We start from the raw sequence: 25,666 nt of genomic DNA on the forward strand, positions 1-25,666 counted from the left end.
CCCCGTCAGCGACCGCGCAGGCGGCGCACCAGGATGCTCGCGTCGCCGCGCGACTCCAGGTCGGCGAGGACGACCGCGACCGCCTCGCGGACGATCCGCCCGCGGTCGACGGCGAGACCGTGTTCGCCGCGCAGCACCAGCCGCGCGTGCTCGAGGTCCATCAGCTCCTCGGCGGAGACATAGACCGTGATCTTCTCGTCGTGGCGCTCGCGGCCGCTGGGGCGGCGGTTGGCCGCGCGGCCGCGGCGGCGGGCCGGGCCCGCCTGGGCGGGCGCGGCCGGGCCGTCCTGCGGCTGGCGGGTGCCGCGCCGCTCCCCGCCGCCGGCCGGGCGGCGGTCGCCGACGGGGTCCGGGCGGGTGCCGGCCTCCCGGCCGCTGTGCTCAGCCGTCCCGGGCTGCTCCGCGCCCTCCGTGGCCCGCCGCTCCCCCGGGCCGCCCTCGGCCCCGTCGGGGGCTGTGTCGGGGTCGGCCGCCGGGGCGGGGACCCGGGCCTCGCCGCCCGTCTGGCGGCGGGAGGACGCGGGAGAGGACGACTGGAGCGCCGTGCCTCCGGTGGTGCGGAACAGTTCGTCGGCTCCCGGCAGACTCACTCGGCGTGACACCGGGCGAGCACCTCCCTGGCGAGCTGGCGGTAGGCGGCGGCACCGACGGAGTTGGACGCGTACGTGGTGATCGGCTCACCCGCGACCGTGGTCTCGGGGAAGCGGACCGTGCGGCCGATGACCGTGTGGTAGACGTGGTCGTCGAACGCCTCGACCACCCGCGCCAGGACCTCACGGCTGTGCACGGTGCGCGAGTCGTACATCGTGGCGAGGATGCCGTCGAGTTCGAGGTCGGGGTTGAGCCGCTCCTGGACCTTCTCGATCGTCTCGGTGAGCAACGCCACACCGCGCAGGGCGAAGAACTCGCACTCGAGCGGCACGATCACCTTGTGCGCCGCGGTGAGCGCGTTCACGGTGAGCAGGCCGAGCGAGGGCTGGCAGTCGATGACGATGTAGTCGTAGTCCGCCATCAGCGGCTTGAGCGCGCGCTGGAGGGTGGACTCCCGGGCGACCTCGCTGACCAGCTGCACCTCGGCGGCCGACAAGTCGATATTGCTGGGCAGCAGGTCCATGTTGGGCACGGCCGTCTTGAGCAGCACCTCGTCGGCCGACATGCCCCGCTCCATGAGCAGGTTGTAGACCGTGAGGTCCAGCTCCATCGGGTTGACGCCGAGGCCGACCGACAGGGCGCCCTGCGGGTCGAAGTCGACGAGCAGCACCCGGCGTCCGTATTCGGCGAGGGCCGCGCCCAGGTTGATGGTGGAGGTGGTCTTGCCGACGCCGCCCTTTTGGTTGCACATCGCGATGATCTTCGCGGGGCCGTGGTCGGTCAGCGGTCCGGGGATCGGGAAGTAGGGCAGCGGCCGCCCGGTGGGGCCGATGCGCTCGCGTCGCTGGCGGGCCGCGTCGGGCGCGAGTGTGGCCGCGTACTCGGGGTCCGGCTCGTACTCGGCGTCCGGGTCGTAGAAGTGCCCGTCGGGGAGGTCGTCGTAGTCGGCGAAGCGGGCGGGATCCATGCCCCCCTGGTCGCCGGCCATGGCGTTCACGTGATGGCCGTCCATGCTCTGACTCTGGTGGGCTGTCGTCATGTTCTGGTGCGTGGCGAAGGTGTGGACAGCGACAGAGCCGACAGCCTCGAGCCCCGTGGGACCCTGGCCCCGCGCAGCCGATCCTGGTTGACCACCCCCGGGAGAAAATGTCGACTCATTCACAAGTCGTCCTACCTCCTTGGTGACCAGGAAATTTCTAGATAGGTCAGCGTGACACCATGCCGACGGTTGGCGACTCTATGGCGTGTCGGCGGTTCGCAGCAACACAATCCACCGGAGACGGCAGGATGTGTCGGCAATCGAACACCGCGCTGTCAAGGGCGTATGGGGCGCGAAGCGAGGATTCCTCGACCGGCAAAGCGCCTGAATGGTTACTTTTAGGGCGAGTTGACAGAGAGGCCTGTCACCCGCGTTACGGGTCGTATCGGACACATCAACGGCCGGGTCCCGCCCTTCGGCAAGACCCGGCCGGATGCCCGTTATTGACCTGTTGTTGACGGTCGGAGTTGACCGCCCGGCCGGTTTCAGCCGAGCAGGGAGCTCAGTTCGACGGACGTCATACCGTGCGCCTCGGCGACCGGCCCGTAAACGACCTCGCCCTCATGGACGTTGAGCCCCTTGGCCAGCGCCGCGTCCCGGCGCAGCGCCTCCCGCCAGCCGCGGTTGGCCAGCTCCACGATGTACGGCAACGTGGCGTTGGTGAGCGCGTGGGTGGAGGTGTTGGGCACCGCGCCCGGCATGTTGGCCACGCAGTAGAAGACCGACTCGTGGACCGTGAAGGTCGGCTCGGCGTGGGTGGTGGGCCGGGAGTCCTCGAAGCAGCCGCCCTGGTCGATCGCGATGTCGACAAGTACACTTCCGGGCTTCATCCGGGAGACCATCTCGTTGGTGACCAGCTTGGGCGCCTTGGCGCCGGGGATGAGCACCGCGCCGATGACGAGGTCGGCGGCGAGCACGGCCTTCTCCAGCTCGTAGGCGTTGGAGGAGATGGTCTGCACCCGGTTGCCGAAGATCTTGTCGGCCTCGCGCAGCTTGTTGATGTCCTTGTCGAGCAGGGTGACGTGGAAGCCCATGCCGAGGGCGATCTGCACGGCGTTCCAGCCGGAGACGCCGCCGCCGATGACCACGGCCCGGCCCGCCGCCACGCCCGGGACCCCGCCGGGCAGCACCCCGCGCCCGCCGGCCGACCGCATCAGGTGGTACGCGCCGACCTGGGGCGCGATCCGGCCCGCGACCTCGGACATCGGGGCGAGCAGCGGCAGCGCGCGGCCCGCGGTCTCGACCGTCTCGTAGGCGATGGCGGTGGTGCCGGACTCCAGCAGCGCGTCCGTGCAGGCCCGGGAGGCGGCCAGGTGGAGGTAGGTGAAGAGGGTCTGGTCCTTGCGCAGCCGGTGGTACTCCTCCGCGATGGGCTCCTTGACCTTCAGCAGCAGGTCGGCGGTGGCCCAGACGTCGTCCGCGGAGCCGAGGATGCCCGCGCCGGCGGCCGTGTACTCCTCGTCCGTGATGGAGGAGCCGAGGCCGGCGCCCCGCTCCACGAAGACCTCATGGCCGCCGCGGACCAGCTCATGCACCCCGGCGGGGGTGATGGCCACGCGGAACTCGTTGTTCTTGACCTCGCGGGGAATGCCGACCTTCACGTCGATCACGGTCCTTGAATCTGGGGGGGGATATCCGGGTTTTACGCAGACAAACCGGAATGCGTCCGCATGCCGGAGACGACCGCAACAATCGCGGTACACCCAGTCTAATGAAGGATGCCGCACTGTCTAGCCTTGCATTGCATCAATCTTCCGCTGATCCACCACTGGTTTCGTAGGCCGTCGACCGCTGTCGGGCCGCCAGTCGCCGCGCGGCGCGCCGATGCGCCTCCGCCGCACCCGGGTCGCCGAGCCGGTCCAGGGCGTCCGCGGCCCGCAGCGCGCCCTGCGGATTGCCCGCCCGGCGGAAGGCGGCCCCGGCCGCCCGCCAGGAGCGCAGCGCCTCGCCCCACTGGCCGGTGCGGGAGTGGACCGCGCCCAGCCGCTCGTACAGCCTGGCCTCGCCGATCCGGTCGCCGCGGGAGAGCCGCAGCTCGAGCGCGCGCCCGTACCAGTCGGCCGCCCGGTGCCAGTCCCCCAGGTCCTCGTAGGTGCCGCCGATGGACTCCAGCGAGCGCCCGGTGGTGTACGGGTCGCCCGCCTCCCGGGCCGCCTCCAGGGCGTGCTTGTAGCGGACCAGCGACTCCTCCACCCGGCCCGCCCGCGCGTCCAGGTCGCCCAGGTTGAGCAGCGCCGCGGCCTCCTCGACCGGCAGGTCGCGGCGGCGGGCCACGTCGAGCACCAGCCGGTGCAGCCCGTACAGCTCGGGGGCGGCCTCCTCGGCGCTCCGGTGGGCGCCCAGCGCGTGCGTCAGCGCGCCCACCAGGCGGCGCGCCAGCGTGTCGAGCCCGCCGTCCTCGACGGCCAGCCGGGCGGCCTCCAGCAGCACCGGCAGCCGCGACTCCAGCCACTCGGCGGCGGCCGCCGACGAGGGGAACCGCAGCGGCCGCGGCATCCCCGCCAGCTTCCTGCGGGCGGCCGAGCCGGGCGGCTCGGCGGCCAGGCGGCAGGCGTGGAGCTGCCGCACGGTCCGCTCCAGCATCCGGGCCCCCGCCAGCTCCACCTCGGCCGGGCGCTCCTGGGCGCGCAGCGCCGCCCGCAGCATCGGCACCAGACAGCCGGGCACCAGGTACTGGCGCTGCCCCAGCGGACGCAGCAGACCGTGGGCGACGAAGCCCTCCAGCGCGGCCTCGGCGTCCGGCACCGAGCAGCCGGCCAGCGCGGACGCCAGGTGCGGGTCGGCCCAGCCGCCGGGCGCGAGCACCAGCAGCCGCAGCAGCCGGGCGGCGGCGGGCGGCAGCGCCTCGTACGCCAGCCGGAAGGCGCGGGCCAGCGGGCGCGCGCCGCGGTCCTGGTCGCCGACGGTCGGCGGCAGCTCCCGCAGCCGCTTCACCGCGTCGGCGACGGACGTCTGGGAGCGGGCGGCCAGCCAGCCGCCCACCAGGACCAGCGCGGCGGGCTGGCCGCCGCACTCCTCGACGAGCGACTGCGCGGCCGTCGGGTCGACGGTGATGCGGGTCGTCCCGGCGTACTGCGCGAGCAGCCCGATGGCCGCGCTCACATCGAGCCCGCCGAGCGTGCACGGCCGCACATCGGGCACCCCGGTCAACGGGCCCCGCGAGACGGCGACGACCAGGCTGTCCGGCGCGTCCGGCAGCAGCGCGTCCACCTGCTCGGCGCCGACCGCGTCGTCGAACAGCAGCAGGGCGCGCCTGCCCGCCAGCGCCTCGCGCAGCGCCTCGCACAGCTCGTCCTCGTCCGCCCCGGCCACGACCTTCACCCCGAGCACGGCCAGCAGGTCGCGGGCGGTCCGCTCCAGGGGCACCGGATCGCCCGCCGAGGTGGCCAGCCGCGCGCGCAGCACCCCGTCGGGGTAGTCGTCGGCCAGCCGCCGCACCAGCTCCTCGGCCAGCGCGGTGCGGCCAGAGCCGGGACGGCCCGCGATCAGCAGCACCCGGCTGCGGGGCGCCTTGCGGCCGGCGAGGGTGTCCAGGCCGGCCCGCTCGATGTCGGCGCGCAGCGCCAGCAGCTCGCGCCGCCGCCCCGCGAAGCCCGAGCCCACGGAGGCCGCCGCCGCGAACAGCACGGCGCGCGTCGCGCCGCTCCACAGGCCGCCCGCGTCGCGTTCGGACGCCTGCCGGTCGAGGGGAGGCTCGGCGCGCCCGGCGGGGGCCGGAGCCTGCCCGGCGGGGGGTTCGGCGCGCCCGGTCGCGGGGCGGTCGGCGGCCCGGGGCGACGGGGTGGCGCGGCGGGGCGCGGGGCGGGGCTGGGGTCCGGCGGCAGGCGGCGGCTGCCGCCTTTGGGGGGTCGGCGCCCCATCGGTGTCGACCGCCTGCTCCGCCACGGGCCCCACTCCCGTCCACCTGCGCGTACGAACCCGCCGCGGGTGCGGTCGGGATCCCTCCGAGCGTAGTTCACCGCGCGTCAGCACTCCGGCACTCCCGGCCGATGCGGCGGAGAGAAAATCACCTGATCGGATGCGCCGATGTTCGGATTGGGGTGGTCTTTCCCGTCTTTCCCCCAGGAGCGCGGCCGTGGCCGGGCCGGGGGGTGGGGCTACGCCTCGAAGGGACGGGCCGGCCAGGGGGCGTTCGCCGGGCGGAGGGCCTCGAAGCCGGCGCCCGTCCGCGCGGCGAGGGCCGCCAGGGCGCCGACCGCCAGGCAGGTGTTGTGCAGTTCGCCCGCCAGGACGCCGGCGACCAGATCGTCGAGGGGGACGCGGGCCAGCTCCATGTCCGCCTCCTCGTGGTCCCCCTCGTACCGCTCGCCCTCGGCCTCGGAGATCCCCCGGGCCAGGAAGATCCGCACGGCCTCGTCACTGCCGCCCGGCGAGGGGTAGACGTCGGTCAGCACCCGCCAGTCGTCGGCCTTGACGTGGGCCTCCTCGTACAGCTCCCGCTGGGCGGCGTGCAGCGGGTTCTCGCCGGGTACGTCGAGCAGGCCGGCCGGGATCTCCCACAGCCGCTGCCGCACCGGGTGGCGGTACTGGCGCACCACGACCACACGGCCCTCGCCGTCGAGGGCGAGGACGGCCACCGACCCGGGGTGGGTCTGGTAGTCGCGGGACGACCGGGAGCCGTCCGGCATGACCACCTCGTCGGTGCGCACACCGGTCTTGTGGCCGGTGAACGGCGTCTCGGTGGCGGTGACCCGCCACTCCTCGGGGGTGTCCGTGATGCGCATGTTTCCTCTCAGCAACACTTGTGGCTCGGCTCGCAAGCGAACCGAGCCGGCGGGTGGGCCCGGGCGGGGGCGGCGGGGGCCGCTTCCGCCCGGGCCCACCGTAGTCCTCAGGACCCCGCGCGCTGTCCGGCCTCGGCCGACTGCCGGGCCACGGCGGCCTTCACCAGGCCCGCGAAGAGCGGGTGCGGGCGGGTCGGCCGGGAGCGCAGCTCCGGGTGGGCCTGGGTGCCGACCAGGTACGGGTGCACCTCGCGCGGGTACTCCACGTACTCGACCAGCTTGTTGTCGGGCGAGGTGCCGGAGAACAGCAGGCCGGCCTTCTTCTCCAGCTCACCGCGGTAGGAGTTGTTGACCTCGTAGCGGTGGCGGTGGCGCTCCTCGACGTACGGCTGGTCGCCGTAGACCTCGCGGACGATCGAGCCCTCGGCGAGCTTGGCCGGGTACATGCCCAGCCGCATGGTGCCGCCCATGTCGCCCTCGCCCGCGACGATGTCGAGCTGCTCGGCCATGGTGGAGATCACCGGGTCGCTGGTGGCGGGCTCGAACTCGGTGGAGTTGGCGCCCTCGATGCCCGCCAGGTTCCGCGCGGCCTCGATGACGATGCACTGCAGGCCCAGGCACAGCCCCAGCAGCGGGATCTTGTTCTCGCGGGCGTAGGTGATCGCGCCGACCTTGCCGTTCACCCCGCGGTCGCCGAAGCCGCCGGGGACGCAGATCGCGTCGACGTCGGCCAGCTGCTGCCGGGCGCCGGCGGGCGTGCGGCAGTCGTCGGAGGTCACCCACTTGATCTTGACGCGGGCGTTGTTGGCGAAGCCGCCGGCGCGCAGCGCCTCGGTCACCGACAGATAGGCGTCGGGCAGGTCGATGTACTTGCCGACCAGCGCGACGGTGACCTCGTGGTCGGGCTGGTGGACCCGCTTGAGCAGGTCGTCCCACTGGGTCCACTCGACATCGCGGAAGGGCAGGTCGAGGCGGCGCACCACATAGGCGTCCAGACCCTCGGAGTGGAGCACCTTGGGGATGTCGTAGATCGACTTGGCGTCGATCGCGGCGACCACGGCGGCCTCGTCGACGTCGCACATCAGCGAGATCTTGCGCTTGATGGAGGTCGGGACCTCACGGTCGGCGCGCAGCACGATCGCGTCGGGCTGGATGCCGATGTTGCGCAGGGCGGCGACCGAGTGCTGGGTGGGCTTGGTCTTGAGCTCGCCGGAGGGGCCGATGTAGGGCAGCAGGGAGATGTGCACCACGAAGACGTTGTCCCGGCCGACCTCGTGCCGGACCTGGCGCACGGCCTCCAGGAAGGGCAGCGACTCGATGTCGCCGACGGTCCCGCCGACCTCGGTGATCACGACGTCCACGTCGTCCGTCGCCATCCGCCGGATGCGGTGCTTGATCTCGTTGGTGATGTGCGGGATGACCTGCACGGTGTCGCCGAGGTACTCGCCGCGCCGCTCCTTGGCGATCACGGTGGAGTAGACCTGGCCGGTGGTCACGTTGGCCGAGCCGTCGAGGTCCACGTCCAGGAACCGCTCGTAGTGGCCGATGTCCAGGTCGGTCTCGGCGCCGTCGTTGGTGACGAAGACCTCGCCGTGCTGGAACGGGTTCATGGTGCCCGGGTCGACGTTCAGGTACGGGTCGAGCTTCTGCATGGTCACGCGCAGACCGCGCGCCTTGAGGAGGGCACCCAGGCTGGAGGCGGTCAGGCCCTTGCCGAGTGAGGAAGCGACACCCCCGGTGACGAAGATGTGCTTGGTCGTCGTTGGCTTAGCGGCAATGGCCAAGAGGGGGCTCCCGTGGTCGCGAGGTGAGGGGCGGGGTGCGGCAGCCGCCCCGGTTTTCCGGGGGCGCCGTCGGTGAGGTTCGGGGGGTTTGCGCCCACCGCTCCACGGGCTACCAGGGTATCAGTGCGCCCTGGGGGCCGCTGGGGGTGCGGCTGCGCGACGGGGCGAACACCATGCGTGACCTGGCCACCCGATCGGCCGTCGGGATCCGAGCCACGATGTGGGACGGCTCGAGCGGATCACTGTTCTCCGTCGTATCCTGCTCGGACGCAATGCTGCGAGCCGGCCGGCTAGGCACCACCAGCACGCCCCCGGAACCAAGCGCTCGTCGAGAACTTCCGAGACCGTGGAAAAATGCCTTTCAGGGCACCGCGGCCGTTCGAATGGGGATAGTACGTGGCCGGGCGTATCGAGGACTACGCACTGATCGGTGATATGCAGACCGCCGCCCTGGTCTGCAGAGACGGCACGGTCGACTGGCTTTGTCTGCCGCGCTTCGATTCGCATGCCGTCTTCGCCGGGCTGCTGGGCACCGAGGAGCACGGCTTCTGGCGCCTGGGGCCCGCCCAGGCCGCGGGCGCCACGCCCCCGGCCGCCGACCGCCGCCGCTACCGGGGGGACTCGCTGGTCCTCGAGTCGGAGTGGGACACCCCGCGCGGCACGGTCCGCGTGATCGACTTCATGCCGCCGCGCGACGGGGCCCCGCAGCTGGTGCGGATCGTCGAGGGCGTCAGCGGCCGGGTGCCGATGCGCTCGGCGCTGCGGATGCGCTTCTCGTACGGCTGGGTCGTGCCGTGGGTGCACAAGATCGACGCGCGGACGGTCGCGGTCGCCGGGCCCGACTCGGTGTGGCTGGACACCGAGGTCGACACCTACGGCAAGGACCTGACCACCTACTCGGACTTCACGGTCGCCCCCGGCGACCGGATCGCCTTCACCATCAGCTGGCAGCCCTCGCACCGCGAGGCGCCCGCGCTGCCGGACCCGGAGGGCGCCCTGGAGGCGACCGAGGTCTTCTGGCGCGAGTGGGTCGAGCACTGTACGTACCACGGCCCCTACCGGGACGCGGTGGTCCGCTCGCTGATCACCCTCAAGGCGCTCACCTACGCCCCCACCGGCGGCATCGTCGCCGCGCCCACCACCTCGCTGCCCGAGGAGATCGGCGGCGTCCGCAACTGGGACTACCGCTACACCTGGCTGCGGGACGCGGCGATCACCCTGTCGTCCCTGCTGCGCACCGGCTACCGCGAGGAGGCGCGCGCCTGGCGCGAGTGGCTGCTGCGCGCGGTCGCGGGCGACCCGGAGAACCTCCAGATCATGTACGGCATCGCGGGCGAGCGCGAGCTGGGCGAGGCCGAGCTGCCCTGGCTGCCCGGCTACGAGGGCTCCCAGCCCGTCCGGGTGGGCAACGGCGCGGCCGGACAGCTCCAGCTGGACGTGTACGGCGAGGTCACCGAGGCGCTGCACCTGGCGCACATGACCGGCCTGGCCCGCAACGACTACGCGAGCGTGCTGCAGCTGAAGCTGATCCGCTACCTCGAGGAGCACTGGGACGAGCCGGACGAGGGCATCTGGGAGGTGCGCGGGCCGCGCCGGCACTTCGTGCACTCCAAGGTGATGGCCTGGGTCGCGGTGGACCGCACCGTCAAGCTCATCGAATCGGGCGACGTGGACGGGCCGTTGGACCGCTGGCGGGAACTGCGCGACGAGATCCACCGCGATGTGTGCGAGAAGGGCTACGACGCCGAGCGCAACACCTTCACCCAGTCCTACGGCTCCCGGGAGCTGGACGCCTCGCTGCTGCTGATCCCGCAGATGGGCTTCCTGCCGCCGGACGACAAGCGGGTCATCGGGACCATCGAGGCCATCCAGCGGGAGCTGTCGACCCCCGACGGCTTCGTCCTGCGCTACCCGACGGCCGGCGAGGACGCGGGCGTGGACGGCCTGGAGGGCGACGAGGGGGCCTTCCTGGCCTGCTCGTTCTGGCTCGCCGACGACCTGGCGATGATCGGGCGGGTCGACGAGGCACGCAAGCTCTTCGAGAAGCTGCTCTCGCTCCGCAACGACCTGGGGCTGCTGGCCGAGGAGTGGGACCCGCGGCTGCAGCGGCAGGTGGGCAACTTCCCGCAGGCCTTCAGCCATGTGCCGCTGATCGACACGGCGCTGCGGCTGACCGCGTCCGGGGCGTACGGAGGGTAGGCCAGGTCACGTACCCGCCCATGGCACCGCACGGGCCCGGGCCGCGGGGGTCCGGACCGCAGGGGGCCGAGCCGCCGGGGTCCGGGCCGCAGGGGACGATCACCGTGGCGCGGGCCCTGGAGCTCCCCGCCCTGCGCCGCGGGCTGCCCGAGGTCGTGGCCGCCGAGGACGGCCTCGACCGGCCGGTGCGCTGGGTCCACGCGGGCGAGGCCCCCAACATCGCCTCCCTGCTCAAGGGCGGCGAGCTGCTGCTCACCCAGGGGCTGGGCGTCGGCCCGCGCGCGGCCGAGCAGCGGGCCTTCGTCCGCAGGCTCGCCGAGCGCGGGATCGCGGCGCTGGTGGTGGAGCTGGGGTCCCGGTTCACCACGCTGCCGGCCGCGGTGGTCGACACGGCGCGCTCTCACGGGCTGCCGCTGGTACAGCTCCACCGCGAAGTGCCGTTCGTCGCGGTCACCGAGGAGATCCACACCGAGATCGTCAATGAGCACTACGCGGTGCTGCGCCGGGCCGAGGTGGTGCACCGCGAGTGCACCGAGGTGCTGCTGCGCGGCGGCGGGGTGCCCGAGATCCTGCGGCTGTTCGCCCGGTTCGCGGGCAATCCGGTCTTCCTGGAGTCCCCCGAGGGGCAGCTGTGGTACGCGGCGGGGCCGGGCCCGGGCGATCCCCGGCCGGCGGGCACCGATCCGCTGCAGGTGTGGGAGGGGCTCCGGGCGCGGCGCGCCGACCGGCGCCCCGAGCCGCCGGCGGGCAGCGTGGTGGCGGACGTCCCGGGCGGCGGGCCGGGGCCGGGCACCGTACGGGCGCAGCTGACCGTGCTGCCGGTCGCCGGGCCGCTGGCCCCGGTGCACCGGCTGGCCGCGGAGCGGACCGCCGACCTGCTGGCGGTGGTGTTGCTGCGCGCCCGCCAGGAGGAGGAGCTGACCGCGCGCGGGCGCGGGGACTTCCTCGCCGATCTCGCCGAGGGCCGGATCGCGCCCGCCGACGCCCCCGCCCAGGCCAGGGTGCTGGGCTTCCGGCCGGGCGACGGGCCGCTGCTTCCGGTGGTGATGCGGCTGACGGACCTGGCGGACCCGCCGGGGCTCGGCCCCCTGGAGCCGGGGCAGGGCCCGGGCGCGCGGGAGGGCTGGGCGGCGCTGGCCCACGCGCTGCGGGACGAGCTTGCGGGGGTGGGGGCGCCGGTGCTGCTGGGCGTACGGCTCCCGGAGCGGCGGGTCCCGCTGCTGGTGGGGCTGCGGGACGCGGCGGAGCGCGGCGCGGTGGCCGAGCGGGTCGCGGCGGCCCTGCGCGCCGGGGTGGAGCGGGCCTGGCCGGAGCGGGCCGGGGCGCGCCCGCCGGTGGTGGTCGCCGGGCTCCCGGGCGGCTGGGACGCGGTCGGCGCCGAGCTGCGCCACGCCGCGCAGGCGGCGAGCGCGGCGCGCGGGCTGACCGACCGCCCCTGGCACGACGTACGGAGCCTGGATGTCGACCTGTTGCTGTGGCGACTGCGCGAGCACGGCGACCTGGCGGCCTTTGTCGACCGGGTGATCGGCCCGCTGCTCGCCCACGACCGCGCGGCCAGGCCGCCGCTGGTCCCGACGCTGGAGGCGTATCTGCGGCACGCGGGCCGCAAGGCGGAGACGGCCCGCGCGCTGCACCTCAACCGCCAGACGCTGTACGACCGGCTGGCGCGGATCGGCCGGCTGCTGGGCAGCGACCTGGAGGACCCCCAGACGGTGCTCGCGCTGAGCCTGGCCCTCCAGGCCCGCCGCCATGTGCGCTGAGCGGCGCGCTCACCGGACCCGTTCACCCGACCGGGGGGTTTCCGCCTCGGAAGGCCTCAGAAGGGGGTCAGGGTGAGCGTGGCGGCCGTCGGGGCGGTGTCCTGGATGTACGAGGCGAAGTCGGCGACGTCGTCGAAGGCGAAGCCGTACGCCTTGCCGTCGGCGGCCGCCGCGTGCATGGCCTTGGCGTAGTGGTTGGTGACCGGTGAGGTGTAGAAGGCGGCCGGGTCGGTGGTCGGCTGGGCGGCCGTGCTGTGCAGGGTGGTGCGGTTGAAACCCGCGCCGAGGACGGCCGCGACCGGGCCCGTGGTGCCGTCGTTGGGGGCGGCCAGCGCGCCGTCGCAGAAGAGCACGTCCCGGGTGGAGGGCTTGGCGAAGGACACGGAGGCGGGGCCGGTGAAGGACAGCCTCCCGCCGCTCACCCGGCCGGTGAAGGTGCCCGCGTTGGTGGTGACCCTGAGGTCCTTCGCGGCGTAGGCGGCCCACACCTGGTCGATGTAGCCGGCGAGGTAGTCCTTGGCGAACAGCCCCGCGTCCAGGCCGTGTCCGGGGGCGATGACCCGCAGGCCGTCGCCGACCACCAGGGGCGCGAAGGCCTCGACGGCGGAGAGGTCGGCGAAGACCTTGGCGCGGGCGCCGTTCCTGAGCGTGCCGGTGGTCTGGTCCTTCGCCCCGGTGAGGCGGATGGACATCGGGACGCTGAACATGTCGACCATGGTGGTGTTGCAGAACATCCCGGCGGAGTTGAAGGTGAACTCCGCGCAGTCGTGCAGCACGCGGTAGTTGGGGTCGCTCGCCACCCAGCCCGCCGGGTACTGCAGGGCCGGGTTGCCCGCGCCGTCGGTGACCGCCTTGAACTTGAGCTTGGAGCCGAGCGCGACATAGATCCGGCCGGACATCGGGGGCAGGGTCAGCCGGGTGTCCCCGCTCGCGGCGAGCGGGATGGCGTAGTCGGTCCAGCCGTCGGATCCGTTGTCGGACAGCGCGATGGGGGCGACCTTGCCGTCCGGGGTGACCCGGACCTGCCGGCCGCCCTCGTTGCCGACGATATAGACCCATATCGACGCGTTGCCGAACTGGCCCGTGCGGTTGACGACCGTGAGCGGCAGCGTGGCGGCGCGCTCCGGCGCGTGGGGACGGCCGGCGGCGAGGTCGGCCGCGCCGGCGCGGCCGCCCGCGAGGGTGAGGCCGGAACCGGCGGCAGCGGCGGCGGCGAGCCCGCCGAGCAGCCTCCTGCGGCTGAACGTTCCACTGCTCATCGTGCTCATGACATGTGCTCCTCGGCGTCGTGGGGGTGTGCCGGGACAGGGTGGGGGGCAGCGGGAGAGATCGCCGTGAGAGCGCTCTCTCGCTCCTTGCGCAGCACCCTGCCCATCACCCACCCCGGGCGTCAAGCACTTCGCCGACTCAGGTCTGAACCAATCGCGAACCTGTCACTCGGGTGCCAACTCGTCGTAGACGCTGAGGACATGGGCGACCGTGTCGTCCTCCGTGGGCCAGCCCGCCGTCCGCGCCCGCCCCGCCGCCGCCAGCTCCGCCCGGCGCACCGGGTCCCCCAGCAGCCGGATCACCGCGCCCGCCAGGGCCTCCGGCTCCCCGTACGGCACCAGCTCCGCCGCCTCCCCCACCAGCTCCGGCACCCCGCCGACCGCCGTGGCCACCAGCGGCACGCCCGCGTGCAGCGCCTCCTGGGCCAGCAGCGACCGCGCCTCCCACCGGCTGGAGAGCACCGCGACATCGGCGGCCGCCAGCAGCGCGGGCACATCCTCCCGGCGGCCCAGCAGCCGCACCGGCAGTTCCTCGGCGTCGATCCGGCGCTGCAGCGCCGCCCGGCCCGCCCCCTCCCCCGCGATCACCAGCAGCGGCTGGGGGTCCAGCGCCCGCCACACCCGGGCCGCGTCCAGCAGCGGCCAAAAGCCCCGGTCCGTCACCAGTCGGCCCACCGCCAGCAGCAACGGCCGCTCCACAGAGCCGAGTTCGGCCCGCGCCTTCTGCCGCCACCCGTCCTCCCTGGGGGGCGTACGGCCCGGCGCGGGCACCGCGACCGGCGCGAGCCGGGCATCGCGCGCCCCCCGCGCCCGGGCCCGGTCCACCAGGTCCGACGACGCGCCGAGCACGATCGCGGCCCGGCGCGCCACCCTGCGCTCCATGAGGCCCACGGCACGCGCCCGCGCGCCCTCGGCATACGGCTTGGTGTGCCAGGTGACGAGCAGCGGCACGCCCCGGCCGCGCAGCGCCAGCGCGGCCAGCAGCCCGGGCCGCAGGCCGTGCGCGTGCACCAGCCCCGCGTCCGCCCCGGCCGCCCGCAGCGCCGCGACGGCCCCCGCGTCCGTACGGGCGTCCAGCCCCTCGAACCGCGCGCCCGCCTCCGTGAACCCGTACTCCCGCTCCGCCCGCCGCGGACCGCACACGGTCACCCGCAGCCCGCGCGCCACCAACCCGGCCGTCAGCGACCGGACGTGCACGCCGCTGCCGGAGCTGCCGCCGCCGAGCACCTGGAGGAGGTGCAGGGGCGGCTGCCCGTGCGGATTCCCGTGCGGCGGGGCCGGGGTGCTGCTCACGGTGCTGCTCACGCGGGACGGGCTCCTGAGGGGACGGCGATCGGGCGTGGGGCGTGGGCGCGCGGCGGTGCGGGTGCGCTCCGCCCAGGATGCCAGCCCGCGGGCCGCCCCCGGCGCCACGGCCCCGCCGCACCCCCGCCGTTGGCTCGCCCGTACGTCCAGGAGTTCACCCGTACGGGGGGGGCGGCGCCGGCGGCCCCGGGGCGCCGCTGGTGGCCCCGGGGCGCCGCTGGTGGCCCCGGGGCGCCGCTGGTGGCCCCGGGGCGGCGCCCCGGGGCGCGCGGTCAGCGGCCCGCGCGGGCGGTGGCCAGAAGCTCCTCCGCGTGGGCCCGCGCCAGCTCCGAGTCCTCCTGGCCCGCGAGCATGCGCGACAGCTCCCGCACGCGGTCCTCGCCCTCCATCGCCTTCACACCGCTGCGCGTGACCGCCCCGTCGTTGGTCTTCTCCACCACCAGGTGCCGGTCGGCGAAGGCCGCGACCTGGGGCAGATGGGTGACGACCACGACCTGCGCGGTCCGGGCCAGCTTGGCCAGGCGCCGACCGACCTCGACCGCCGCCTTGCCGCCGACGCCCTGGTCGACCTCGTCGAACAGATAGGTCGGCACGGGGTCGGCACCCGCGAAGACCACCTCCACCGCGAGCATCACCCGGGACAGCTCACCGCCCGAGGCGCCCTTGGCGATCGGGCGGGGCGGGGCGCCCGGGTGGGGGGCGAGGAGCAGCTCGACCTCGTCGGCCCCGTGCGGCCCGAACTGCACCGCGCGGCCGCCCACCTCGATGCCCGCCGACTCCTCGGCGGCCTCGGTCTGGCTGATCGCGAAGCTGACCCGGGCGTGCGGCATCGCGAGGGACGCCAGCTCCGCGGTCACCGCGTCGGCGAAGCGCGCCGCCGCCTCCGTACGGGCGTCGGTGAGCGTCTGCGCGAGTTCGCCCAGTTCGGCGCGGAGCGCGTCGCGCTCGGCGGTCAGCTCGCCGATGCGGTCGTCGTCGCCGTCCAGCTCGGCCAGCCGGGCGGCGCTCCGCTCGGCCCAGGCCAGCACGTCGGCGATGTCCTGGCCGTACTTCCGGGTCAGGTGGGACAGCGCGGCCCGGCGCTCCTCGACGGCCGCCAGCCGCAGCGGGTCGGCGTCCAGGTCGTCCGCGTAGCCCGCCAGCTCCCCGGCCACATCGGACAGCAGGATGCCGACCTCGGCGATCCGGTCGGCGAGCGCGGCGAGCGCCGGGTCGTGGGAGCGGACGCCCTCCAGCGCCCGGTGCGCGCCCGCGACCAGGGCCCCCGCGTCCACCCCCTCGGGGTCCTCCGGGTGCCCGGCCAGGGCGGTGTGCGCGGCGGTGGCGGCGGAGGCCAGGGCCTCGGCGTGGCCGAGGCGCTCCGCCTCCGCGGCCAGCTCGGCGTCCTCTCCCGGCAGCGGCTCGGCCGCGGCGATCTCCTCGAGGCCGAAGCGCAGCAGATCCGCCTCCTGCGCCCGCTCCCGCGCCCGGGTGGTCAGCTCGTCCAGCTCGGCGCTGACCGCGCGCAGCCGCCGGTAGGCGGCCGCGTACTTCTCCAGCGGCCCCGCGACCGCGTCCCCCGCGTACCGGTCGAGCGCCTGGCGCTGCCGGGCCGGGCGCAGCAGGCCCTGCTGGTCGGTCTGGCCGTGCACGGCCACCAGGTCGTCCGCCAGCTCGGCCAGCAGTCCCACGGGCACCGAGCGGCCGCCCACATGGGCGCGCGAGCGGCCCTCGGCGGAGATCGTGCGGCTGATCAGCAGCGCGCCGTCGTCCAGTTCGGCGCCCGCCTCCTCGGCCCGGACGGCGGCCGACGACCGCCCGTCCACCGTGATCCGGCCCTCGACGACCGCCGCCTTCGCCCCGATCCGCACCAGGGCGGCGTCGGCCCGCCCGCCCAGCAGCAGGCCGAGGCTGGTGACGACCATGGTCTTGCCCGCGCCGGTCTCACCGGTCACCGCGGTGAAACCGGGTGACAGTTCGACGACGGCGTCATCGATGACGCCCAGGGCACGTATCCGCATCTCCTCCAGCACGCCCACGACCATACGAGGTTTCGCGGGCCCGATGCGACGGGGCTCCCTCCTTCGGGACGCCTTGTGCCCGGTACGTGACGCCGTTGCCCGTAGGTGACGCCGTTGCCCGTACGTGACGCCGTGCCCGTACGTGACGCCGTGCCCCCGTGCCGTCTAGTGCGGCGCGCCGCGCCAGCCGGCGACCGGGAGGGCGAACTTCGCCACCAGCCGGTCGGTGAAGGACGCGTGGTGCAGCCGGGCCAGCCGCACCGGCACCGCGCCCCGCCGCACCTCGACCCGCGCGCCCGCGGGCAGTTCGACGGTGCGCCGCCCGTCGCACCACAGCACCCCGTGCGGGGTCTGCGGCTGCACTTCGACGGCGAGCACCGAGCGCGGCGAGGTGACCAAGGGCTTGGCGAAGAGGGCGTGCGCGCTGATGGGGACCATCAGCAGCGCCTCGACCTCGGGCCACACCACCGGGCCGCCGGCCGAGAAGGCGTAGGCGGTCGAGCCGGTGGGGGTCGCGCAGACCACGCCGTCGCCGCCGAAGCGGGAGACGGGGCGGCCGTCGACCTCGGTGACGACCTCCAGCAGGCGCTCGCGCGCGGCCTTCTCGACCGACGCCTCGTTCAGCGCCCAGTCGGTGTGCACGATCTGCCCGTCGGTGCGGACCAGCACATCGAGGGTCATCCGCTCCTCGACCTCGTAGGACCGGGTCACGACCCGGTCCACGACCTTGTCGAGGTCGTCCCGCTCGGCCTCGGCGAGGAAGCCGACCCGGCCCAGGTTGACCCCGAGCATCGGCACCCCGGAGATACGTGAGAACTCCGCTCCGCGCAGCAGCGTGCCGTCGCCGCCGAGGACCACCAGCAGCTCGCAGCCGTCCAGCACGTCCGGACCGGCCTCGACCAGCTCGACCTCGGCCGGCAGCGGCAGGTCCGCGGCCTCCTCGGCCAGCACCCGCACCCCGATGCCGCAGCGCAGCAGGCCCTGGACGACGAGCTCGGCGCTGCGGATGGCCGCGGGGCGGCCGGTGTGCGCGAGCAGGAACACGGTGCGCTCGGCTGCTGCCGAAGCTGCTTGTGAAGCTCCTGAAGTGGTCAACTGGGCCCCTCCGCCACTGCACGGTCGACATCGGCCGGGTCGAGTGCCGGCGCCCCGGCGCGCATCCACAGAAAGTACTCGACGTTGCCCGACGGGCCGGGCAACGGGCTCGCGGTGACCCCCAGGACGCCCAGCCCCAGCCCCGCCGCCTGCTCAGCGACCGTACGGACGGTCTCGGCGCGCAGCCGGGCGCTGCGCACCACCCCGCCGCTGCCCAGCCGCTCCTTGCCGACCTCGAACTGGGGCTTGACCATCAGCACCAGGTCGGCGCCGGGCGCGGCGCAGCGCACCAGGGCGGGCAGCACCAGCCCCAGCGGGATGAAGGACAGGTCACCGACGACCAGGTCCACGGGGTCACCGCCGATCTGCTCGAGCGTCAATTCACGTACGTTCGTACGGTCCTTGACGGTGACCCGTTCATCGCTCTGCAGGGACCACGCGAGTTGTCCGTATCCGACGTCGACGGCGACGACATGGGCGGCGCCGGCGCGCAGCAGCACATCGGTGAAGCCCCCGGTGGACGCCCCGGCGTCCAGGGCGCGCCGGCCGGCGACCTTCAGGCCGCCGCCTCCCGAGCCGTCCCCGGGGGCGGGCGCGCCGGTCCTTTCGCGGTACTCCTCGCTGAAGGCGAGCAGCGCGCCCGCGAGCTTGTGGCCGCCGCGCGACACGTAGTCCGGGTCGCTGTCGTCCTTGCTGACCACGAGCGCCACGCTGGTCTCCACCTGGGTGGCGGGTTTGGTCGCGGTCCGCCCGGCGACGGTCACCCGGCCCGCGGCGATCAGCTGGCTCGCGTGCTCGCGCGAGCGGGCCAGCTTGCGGCGCACCAGCTCCGCGTCGAGTCGTACGCGTCGTGGGCGGGTCACTGCCACGGGTGGTTCAGCTCCTGTCGTCTGCTGCGGGTCATCTGGTGCGGCGGCCGGTGGGGCGGCCGCTCAGGGGGCGGCGGGCGGTGCGGGGGCCGGCGGGCCGGGCCGGCGGTCCAGGGCGGTCAGCGCGTCGCGCAGACCCCGGTGGACATCCTCGTACACCTCCAGATGGCCGCTCGCGGCGAGGTGGTCGGCGTCGGCCAGCCGGTCCAGCCAGGCGTCGATGTCGGCGACCCCGGTGGGTGTGCGGGTGACCCCGAGCGGCGCGGGATCCGCCGGGCGCGCCGCCTCGGCGTCGGCGGACGGCCCCGGCACGGGCTCCGGCGCCGGCTCGGGCCGCGCGCCCTCCATCGGCTCACTCATGGTCCCGACGCTACCGTGAATCGCTCATCCTCCGACGTACGGGACCTGGGGTACCGTCTGTCGCGATGGCGACCATGGAGGAGTGCCGCAGCGCACTCGAGAAGCTGGCGGAGAACCTGGCGGGCGCGGACGGGGACCTCCGCAGCGCCGCCGCGCTCGACCGCTCGGTGAGCTGCCGTATCACCGACCTCGACGTCACCTTCCTCGGACGTCTCACCGACGGCCGCATAGAGGACGTGACGGCCGTGCCGGGCCTGCCCTCCGAGCGCGCCGAGATCCGGCTGACGATGTCCGGCGACGACCTGGTGGCCCTGGTCGGCGGCGAGCTGCACTTCGCGCGCGCCTGGGGCAGCGGCCGGGTCAAGCTGGAGGCCGGGTTCCGCGATCTGCTGCGGCTGCGGAAGCTGCTGTAGCCCCGGCCATCGCCCTCGCGGCCGCTCCCCCGGCCACGGCCCCAGTCCCGGTGCCGGTCCCGGTGCCGGTCCCGGCCCCCGCCGTACGGGACCTCCGGGCGGCGGGCACCACCAGCGGGGTGCCGGTCTCGGGGTCGTCGATGACCTGGCAGCGCAGCCCGAAGACCCGCTCCACCAGCTCGGCGGTCACCACCTCGCCGGGCGGGCCCTCGGCGACCACCTCCCCGCCGCGCATCGCGATCAGGTGGGTGGCGTAGCGGGCGGCGTGGTTGAGGTCGTGGAGGACGGCGACGAGGGTGCGGCCCTGCTCCTCGTGGAGCTGGGCGCACAGGTCGAGGACGTCGATCTGGTGCTGGATGTCCAGGTAGGTCGTCGGCTCGTCGAGGAGCAGCAGCGGGGTCTGCTGGGCGATGGCCATGGCGATCCACACCCGCTGCCGCTGGCCGCCGGACAGTTCGTCGACATAGCGGTCCGCCAGCTCGGCGACGCCGGTCGCCGCCATCGACTCGCCGACGATCCGCTCGTCCGTCTCCGACCACTGCCGCAGCAGCCCCTGGTGCGGATAGCGGCCGCGTGCCACCAGGTCCGCGACGGTGATCCCGTCCGGCGCGATCGAGGACTGCGGCAGCAGCCCGAGGGTGCGGGCGACCTTCTTGGCGGGCAGCGAGCCGATCGCCTGCCCGTCGAGCAGCACCGAGCCGGTGGCCGGCCTGAGCATCCGGGACAGGGCGCGCAGCAGCGTGGACTTGCCGCAGGCGTTGGGCCCGACGATCACGGTGAAGGAGTGGTCGGGGATGGCCACGGACAGGTCTTCGGCCACGGTGCGCCGGTCGTAGGCGAGGGTGAGTCCTTCGGCGGTGAGCCGCTGTCGGGTGTCCTTGCGCATGCCGTCCGTACCGTCCGTACCGTCCGTACCTTCCGTGCCCACGGTGCCCCCTGTGCCCTCTGTGTCGCCCATGCCGTTCTTGCCGTCCTCGCCGTCCCCGCCGTTCCTGCCGTTTCTGCCGTCCCTTGGGTGCCTCGTCATATGCGCCCCGCCCGGCGCTCGGTGAGCAGCAGGCCCAGCAGGTAGCAGCCGCCCAGCACGCCGGTCACCACGCCCACCGGGAGCTGGTCCGCCCCGAAGAGCCGCTGCGCGGCCCAGTCGGCGGTGATCAGCAGGGCCGCGCCCATCAGGGCGGCGGGCAGCAGGTTCGGCCCGGTGGCGCGGGTGAGCCTGCGGGCCAGCTGCGGCGCGACCAGCGCGACGAAGGCGACGGGCCCGGCGGCGGACGTGGCGGCCGCGGTCAGCACGACGGCGCCCAGGACCATCACCAGCCGGGTCCGCTCGACCCGCACCCCCAGGGCGTACGCGCTGTCGTCGCCCATCTCCAGCATCCGCAGCTCCCTGGCGTGGCCGAGCACCAGCGGCAGCACCACCGCGCACACGCAGGCCAGGGGCACCACCTGCCCCCAGTCCCGCCCGCCCAGCGAACCGGTCAGCCACACCATGGCGCGCGAGGCGTCCACCAGGTCGGCCTTGGTCAGCAGATAGCCGTTGACGGCGCTCAGCATCGCGGACGCGCCGATGCCCACGAGCACCAGCCGGTAGCCGTGCACGCCCTTCCGCCAGGCCAGCGCGTAGACGCCGAGCCCGGTCAGCAGCCCGCCCGCCACGGCCCCGGCCGCGACCTCGTTCGGGCCGCCCTGGAACAGCACGATGACCGTGAGCGCCCCGGCCGCCGACCCCTGCCCGAAGCCGACCACGTCCGGGCTGCCCAGCGGGTTGCGGGACACGCTCTGGAAGAGCGCTCCCGCCAGGCCGAGGGAGGCACCCACGAGCAGCCCGACCAGGACGCGCGGCAGCCGCAGCTCGTTGACGATGTAGTCCTGGATCGTGGTGCCGCCCCCGAAGAGGGTGCGTACGACGTCGCCGGGCGCCATCGAGAAGTCGCCGGTGCCGATCAGCACCACGCTCATGCCCAGCGCCACGACGGCCAGCGCCAGCCCCACCAGCGCCGCCCGGACGTCCACCCGGAGCGACAGCCCGCCGCGGGTCCGCAGGGTGGCCCCCCGCACCGGGGCCAGGGGCGCCGTACCGCTCTTGCTCTCGTGCACGCTCGCGTTCACAGCTGGGCCATCCTCCGGCGCCGGACGAGGTAGATGAAGACGGGTCCGCCGATGAGCGTGGTGACCACGCCGGCCTGAAGCTCCGAGGGCCGGGACACCACCCGGCCGATCACATCGGCCGCCAGCAGCAGCACCGGCGAGAGCACCGCGGCGTACGGCAGGGTCCAGCGCAGATCGGGCCCGGTGAGCGCCCGTACGACATGCGGCACCATCAGGCCGACGAAGGCGATCGGCCCGCAGGCGGCGGTCGCGGCCCCGCACAGCAGGGTGACGGCGGCCATGGCGAGCAGCCGGGTGCGGCCCAGCCGGGTGCCCAGGGCGCGCGCCGTGTCGTCCCCGAGCGCCACGGCGTTCAGCGACCGGCCGAGCGCCAGGGCGAGCACCGCGCCCACGACGAGGAACGGGGCGACCTGCTTGACGACCGTCATGTTCGCGGAGGCGAGCGAACCGACCGTCCAGAAGCGCATCTTGTCCAGGGCGGCCGTGTCCAGCAGCTCAACGGCGTTGACATAGCCGTAGAGCGCGGCGTACACGGCCGTTCCGGCGAGCGCCAGCCGCACCGGCGTGGCCCCCCGGCTGCCGCCGAGCGCGTAGACGAGCACGGACGCGACGGCGGTGCCCAGGAAGGCGAACCACACATAGCCGGTCAGGGAGGTGACGCCGAGAAAGCTGATGGCGGAGACGACGGCGGCGGACGCGCCCGCGTTCAGGCCGAGCAGCCCCGGGTCGGCGAGCGGATTGCGGGTGAGCGCCTGGATCACCGCTCCCGCGAGCCCGAGCGCGGCACCCACCAGCAGCCCGAGCACGGTACGCGGCACCCGCACGTCCCGGACCACCACATCGGTGTCGCTGCCGCTGTAGTGGGCCAGCCCGTGCCACACCTCGCCCAGCGTGATCGGCTTGGCGCCGATCGCCACGCTGGCGGCCGCGACCACCAGCAGGACCCCCAGGGAGGCCGCGAGCCCGGCAGCGCGGCGCGCGGCGCGCCGCCCGGGCGGTGGTGCGGTCGCTGTCTCGGTCCCGGCTCTCACCGGGCTGACCAGGGTCACGCGGAACTCCACCTCGCAGCAGGGCCGATCACAACTCAGGTTAGGTTAACCTAACCTACTTTGCCGCGCCTGGGGAGGGGCCGTCGCGGCTCCGGGTCTCCTACATCTCCACGCGGAAGGGGTATGTCCTGGCCGCGGTGAACGCGTCGTGGATCGGCATGATGAGCGAGGTGAGGCGACGGACGTCGGCGTCGCCGATCGGCCTCCACAGCGCAGCGCAGTGCTCGTCGGTCTCGACCTCGATCTGCTCGCGCGCCGCGATGCCGGCATCGGTAGCGGTGCCGTCGGCGTTGAGCCAGCCGCGTGCGACGAGGCGTGTCGTTGCCGCGGCCACCTCCTCGTCGTCCCACAGTCGGGTGGCACGCGCGATCGCTTCCGGGAAGTGACCTGTCGCGGTTTGCAGAACGTTGCAGTCACACGGCCCGAGGTCGTTGGCGGCGAGCACGGTGACATGCGCGTCGCCGCGCCACTCGCGCACCACCGTGATCTGCTGCCATAGCGCGACGAGCGGATCGGCTGGGAGGGGGATGGAGGCGTTGGCGGCAGCCATCGTCTTCCCGGCGTAGTCGGCGCTCGCGACGACCGGGTCGATCAGCGATCGTGCCTCGGCGATCTGATCGGCGGTGAGGCTCACGCCGACGCGCTGCAACGCACGGTCGACGGCCGCGAAGCGAGCGGCCTGCCACTCCTCTGGCGTCGCTGTGTCCCACACGCCTGCCATGGCCTGCACCGACCGCGGGCTGAAGTTGTAGAAGGCCGCGAGTGTGACCTGCCACGGGACCGCGCCCATCGGGGCTGACCGGAACGCGAAGTACGCCGGTGCGTACTCGGTCACGCCCAGCTTGGCGGCCTCTTCCGGTGCCTCGGGGATGAAGTAGACGAACAGGTGGGTCGCGTTGATGGTGAGGCTGACCTCGCGGACGGCATTCAGGTCCATGTCAGCGCGAGCGAAGGTGCCGGCGAGATGCATCGCGGTGGTCTCCAGGCAAGTGGAAGGATCAAGATCGTCTTAGGTGCGTCCGGTAGGTCAGGACGGCTCTGGCGCGGTGATCCGTGCGGAGATCGCGCCGAGTACCCGCACTTCGATCCGGACCGTGTCTCCCGGTGCCAGGTAGGGGCGGTGGCCGGACAACTCCTGGATGCAGCCGGTGCCCACGGGGCCGCTGGCGATGATGTCACCGGCTCGCAGCGTGGTGCCGCGCGACGCGTGCGCCAGCATCTCGCCGAACGACCAGTGGATCTCGTCCCAGCTGCCGCCGCCGTAATGCTCGTCGTTGACGTACCCGTCCATCCGCAACGCATAGCCCTTGCCCGAGCGGTAGGGCTCCAGTTCGTCGGGGGTGACGAGGAACGGGCCGAGGCTGGTCGAGGCGTCTTTGCTCTTGGAGGGGCCGTACACGAACCCCATCTCGCTCGCGGAGATATCGCGTGCGCTCCAGTCGCAGTAGACCAGGTAGCCGGCGATGTGATTCTCCGCCGTGGCGGCGTCGAGGTTCGAGCAGTCCCCGGCGATCACCGCGGCGACCTCGACCTCGTAGTCCCACAACTGGGCGCCCGGGGCGATGGGGACCTCGTCGTGCGGTCCCTTGATCGCCGCCGGGTTGGAGAAGAAGAAGAGCGGATACTCGTACCAGACCGGGCTGACCGTGCCGTCGCCAACGGCTGCCTTACCCGCGTTGCTGATGTGACGTTCGAACGCGGCGAAGTCCCGGACCGCCGGGGGCACCGGTATCGGCGCCAGCAGGTCGGCCGTGGCCAGCTCGACGATCTCAGTCGGTTCCCTGGTTGCGGCGGCCTCCAGCCCGCCTTCGGCGCGCAGCAGCTCCAACAGGCCCGTGCCCACGGCGTGGATCTTGTTGTCGTGCACCACGCCGCAGCGCGTGGAGCCGTCGGCGGAGCGGTAGCTGACCCACTTCATCGGGCAAGCACCTCCCGGGGGAAACGGCTGAGGTACGTCAGCGCGAAGCCGACCGTCTTCATGCGGCCACCGTCCGCGCGAACTTGACGATCTCCTCGACGAACAGCTCAGGCTGCTCCAGGGCGGCGAAGTGGCCGCCCGCGGGGATGTCGTCGTTGAAGTAGCGCAGGTCGTGATAAGCGCGCTCGGCCCAGATGCGCGGGGTACGCGTCAGTTCGTCCGGGAAGACGCTGACCCCGACGGGAAGGTCCAGCTCGGTCGGAGCGAGCGGCTGCCGGGCGTACTCCCAGTACAGGCGGGCGGAGGAGGCAGCGGTGCCGGTGAACCAGTACAGGGAGATGTGGTCGAGGATCTCGTCGGGGGTGAGGGCGTCGGGCCGGGCCCAGTCGAGGAACTTCTCGTAGATCCAGGCGGCCTGCCCGGCCGGGGAGTCGGTCAGGGCGTAGCCGATGGTCTGCGGCCGGGTGCGCTGCACGACGTGGTATCCGGAATGGACGGCGAAGAAGAGGCTGCCCTGTTCGAGTGCGGCCTTCTCCTCAGGGGTCGGGTCGTCGCCGACCGGTGGTGCGGCGAGGAACTCGGGGAAGTTGACGTGGATCGCACGCAGGCCCGTCAGGCGCTGCGCCCCCATGCGGGTCGCGACGACACCGCCCCAGTCGCCTCCCTGGGCCAGGTAGGAGTCATAGCCGAGGCGCCGCATGAGCACGCCGTAGGTGCGGGCGATCCGGTCCGGGTCCCAGCCGGTCGAGGCGGGTTGGTCGGAGAAGCCGTAGCCGGGCATCGAGGGGACGACGAGGTGGAAGCCGTGCTCGGTGAGCGGGCCGACGGTCTTGAGGAACTCCAGGAACGAGCCCGGCCATCCGTGCAGCAGCAACAGGGGGGTGGCATCGGGGCGGGGTGAGCGGACGTGCATGAAGTGGAGGCCGAGACCGTCGATGGTCGTGCGGAACTGGCCCAGCTCAGTGAGCCGCCGCTCCAGATCGCGCCAGTCGTACCCGGTGGCCCAGTACTCCAGCAGCTCCTCAAGGCGCTCCCGCTGCACCCCCTGGCTGCTGTCCGGCGCTGTCTCCCGGCCGGCCAGGCGTACCCGGTGGAGCCGGTCCTTCAGATCCTCCAGGGCGGTGTCCGGAATGTCGATACGAAACGGTGTCACGCTGTCCGGTGTCATGGTCACCACGGTGCG

21 protein-coding genes are annotated in these 25,666 nt (G+C 73.7%); 3 read left to right on the plus strand and 18 right to left on the minus strand.

Annotation, left to right across the window (positions count from 1 at the left end):
* Nucleotides 1-5: 5 nt before the first annotated feature.
* The 6 genes from BBH68_RS00850 to BBH68_RS00875 form a co-directional block, all read right to left on the minus strand.
* Complete coding sequence (locus tag BBH68_RS00850; RefSeq protein WP_079150718.1) at nt 6-602, minus strand: hypothetical protein; 597 nt, start codon at nt 600-602, stop codon at nt 6-8.
* A complete protein-coding gene (locus tag BBH68_RS00855) occupies nt 587-1,603 on the minus strand; it encodes a ParA family protein (protein WP_065958178.1) in 1,017 nt (338 codons plus the stop codon). Before BBH68_RS00855 ends, BBH68_RS00850 begins: the two co-directional genes overlap by 16 nt.
* Before the next feature lie 512 nt (nt 1,604-2,115).
* Complete coding sequence (gene ald, locus BBH68_RS00860; RefSeq protein WP_065958207.1) at nt 2,116-3,231, minus strand: alanine dehydrogenase; 1,116 nt, start codon at nt 3,229-3,231, stop codon at nt 2,116-2,118.
* Between the two features lie 145 nt (nt 3,232-3,376).
* Nucleotides 3,377-5,515, minus strand: coding sequence for a tetratricopeptide repeat protein (locus BBH68_RS00865; RefSeq protein WP_065958179.1), 2,139 nt, complete (start codon nt 5,513-5,515; stop codon nt 3,377-3,379).
* A gap of 212 nt (nt 5,516-5,727) precedes the next feature.
* A complete protein-coding gene (locus tag BBH68_RS00870; RefSeq protein ID WP_065958181.1) occupies nt 5,728-6,354 on the minus strand; it encodes an NUDIX domain-containing protein in 627 nt (208 codons plus the stop codon).
* 107 nt (nt 6,355-6,461) lie between these two features.
* Complete coding sequence (locus tag BBH68_RS00875) at nt 6,462-8,138, minus strand: CTP synthase (protein ID WP_065958183.1); 1,677 nt, start codon at nt 8,136-8,138, stop codon at nt 6,462-6,464.
* Nucleotides 8,139-8,534: 396 nt separating this feature from the next.
* Here BBH68_RS00875 and BBH68_RS00880 point away from each other — a divergent pair, with 396 nt between their 5' ends.
* The gene (locus BBH68_RS00880; RefSeq protein WP_065958186.1) at nt 8,535-10,337 is read left to right on the plus strand and encodes a glycoside hydrolase family 15 protein; all 1,803 of its coding nucleotides are present in this window, start codon (nt 8,535-8,537) and stop codon (nt 10,335-10,337) included.
* A 20-nt stretch (nt 10,338-10,357) separates the two neighbouring features.
* The gene (locus tag BBH68_RS00885) at nt 10,358-12,097 is read left to right on the plus strand and encodes a PucR family transcriptional regulator (protein WP_079150719.1); all 1,740 of its coding nucleotides are present in this window, start codon (nt 10,358-10,360) and stop codon (nt 12,095-12,097) included.
* A 56-nt stretch (nt 12,098-12,153) separates the two neighbouring features.
* On the opposite strand, the gene BBH68_RS00890 is transcribed toward BBH68_RS00885, so the two are convergent.
* From BBH68_RS00890 to BBH68_RS00915, 6 genes are all read right to left on the minus strand, one after another.
* Nucleotides 12,154-13,365 carry a glycoside hydrolase family 64 protein gene (locus BBH68_RS00890; RefSeq protein ID WP_065958188.1) on the minus strand — a complete coding sequence of 404 codons (1,212 nt, stop codon included), beginning with the start codon at nt 13,363-13,365 and terminating at the stop codon, nt 12,154-12,156.
* 165 nt (nt 13,366-13,530) lie between these two features.
* The gene (locus BBH68_RS00895) at nt 13,531-14,670 is read right to left on the minus strand and encodes a glycosyltransferase family 4 protein (protein ID WP_079150720.1); all 1,140 of its coding nucleotides are present in this window, start codon (nt 14,668-14,670) and stop codon (nt 13,531-13,533) included.
* Between the two features lie 272 nt (nt 14,671-14,942).
* A complete protein-coding gene (recN, locus tag BBH68_RS00900) occupies nt 14,943-16,694 on the minus strand; it encodes a DNA repair protein RecN (protein WP_065958189.1) in 1,752 nt (583 codons plus the stop codon).
* Nucleotides 16,695-16,835: 141 nt separating this feature from the next.
* The gene (locus BBH68_RS00905) at nt 16,836-17,765 is read right to left on the minus strand and encodes an NAD kinase (RefSeq protein ID WP_245737838.1); all 930 of its coding nucleotides are present in this window, start codon (nt 17,763-17,765) and stop codon (nt 16,836-16,838) included.
* On the minus strand, nt 17,762-18,628 hold the full coding sequence (locus BBH68_RS00910; RefSeq protein ID WP_065958191.1) for a TlyA family RNA methyltransferase: 867 nt from the start codon (nt 18,626-18,628) through the stop codon (nt 17,762-17,764). The genes BBH68_RS00905 and BBH68_RS00910 overlap by 4 nt, the downstream gene beginning before the upstream one ends.
* 69 nt (nt 18,629-18,697) lie before the next feature.
* Nucleotides 18,698-18,994, minus strand: a complete 297-nt coding sequence (locus BBH68_RS00915) for a hypothetical protein (RefSeq protein WP_245737839.1) — start codon at nt 18,992-18,994, stop codon at nt 18,698-18,700.
* Between the two features lie 65 nt (nt 18,995-19,059).
* Between BBH68_RS00915 and BBH68_RS00920 the strand changes: the two genes are divergently transcribed.
* A complete protein-coding gene (locus tag BBH68_RS00920) occupies nt 19,060-19,407 on the plus strand; it encodes a sterol-binding protein (protein WP_065958194.1) in 348 nt (115 codons plus the stop codon).
* Here BBH68_RS00920 and BBH68_RS00925 read toward each other — a convergent pair.
* From BBH68_RS00925 to BBH68_RS00950, 6 genes are all read right to left on the minus strand, one after another.
* Nucleotides 19,355-20,293: an ABC transporter ATP-binding protein gene (locus tag BBH68_RS00925; RefSeq protein ID WP_065958212.1), complete on the minus strand. Its 939-nt coding sequence runs from the start codon at nt 20,291-20,293 to the stop codon at nt 19,355-19,357. The two genes, BBH68_RS00920 and BBH68_RS00925, sit on opposite strands and share 53 nt — an antisense overlap.
* Nucleotides 20,294-20,430: 137 nt before the next feature.
* Nucleotides 20,431-21,474: a FecCD family ABC transporter permease gene (locus BBH68_RS00930; protein WP_425428749.1), complete on the minus strand. Its 1,044-nt coding sequence runs from the start codon at nt 21,472-21,474 to the stop codon at nt 20,431-20,433.
* Nucleotides 21,475-21,512: 38 nt separating this feature from the next.
* Complete coding sequence (locus tag BBH68_RS00935; RefSeq protein ID WP_065958215.1) at nt 21,513-22,565, minus strand: FecCD family ABC transporter permease; 1,053 nt, start codon at nt 22,563-22,565, stop codon at nt 21,513-21,515.
* Nucleotides 22,566-22,665: 100 nt separating this feature from the next.
* The gene (locus tag BBH68_RS00940) at nt 22,666-23,502 is read right to left on the minus strand and encodes an SCO6745 family protein (RefSeq protein WP_425428751.1); all 837 of its coding nucleotides are present in this window, start codon (nt 23,500-23,502) and stop codon (nt 22,666-22,668) included.
* A 90-nt stretch (nt 23,503-23,592) separates the two neighbouring features.
* A complete protein-coding gene (locus tag BBH68_RS00945) occupies nt 23,593-24,483 on the minus strand; it encodes a fumarylacetoacetate hydrolase family protein (RefSeq protein ID WP_065958196.1) in 891 nt (296 codons plus the stop codon).
* 58 nt (nt 24,484-24,541) lie between these two features.
* Complete coding sequence (locus tag BBH68_RS00950; RefSeq protein WP_245737840.1) at nt 24,542-25,651, minus strand: epoxide hydrolase family protein; 1,110 nt, start codon at nt 25,649-25,651, stop codon at nt 24,542-24,544.
* Nucleotides 25,652-25,666 lie beyond the last annotated feature (15 nt).

Origin of the sequence: Streptomyces sparsogenes, from assembly GCF_001704635.1 — a bacterium.
GTDB lineage: Bacteria > Actinomycetota > Actinomycetes > Streptomycetales > Streptomycetaceae > Streptomyces > Streptomyces sparsogenes.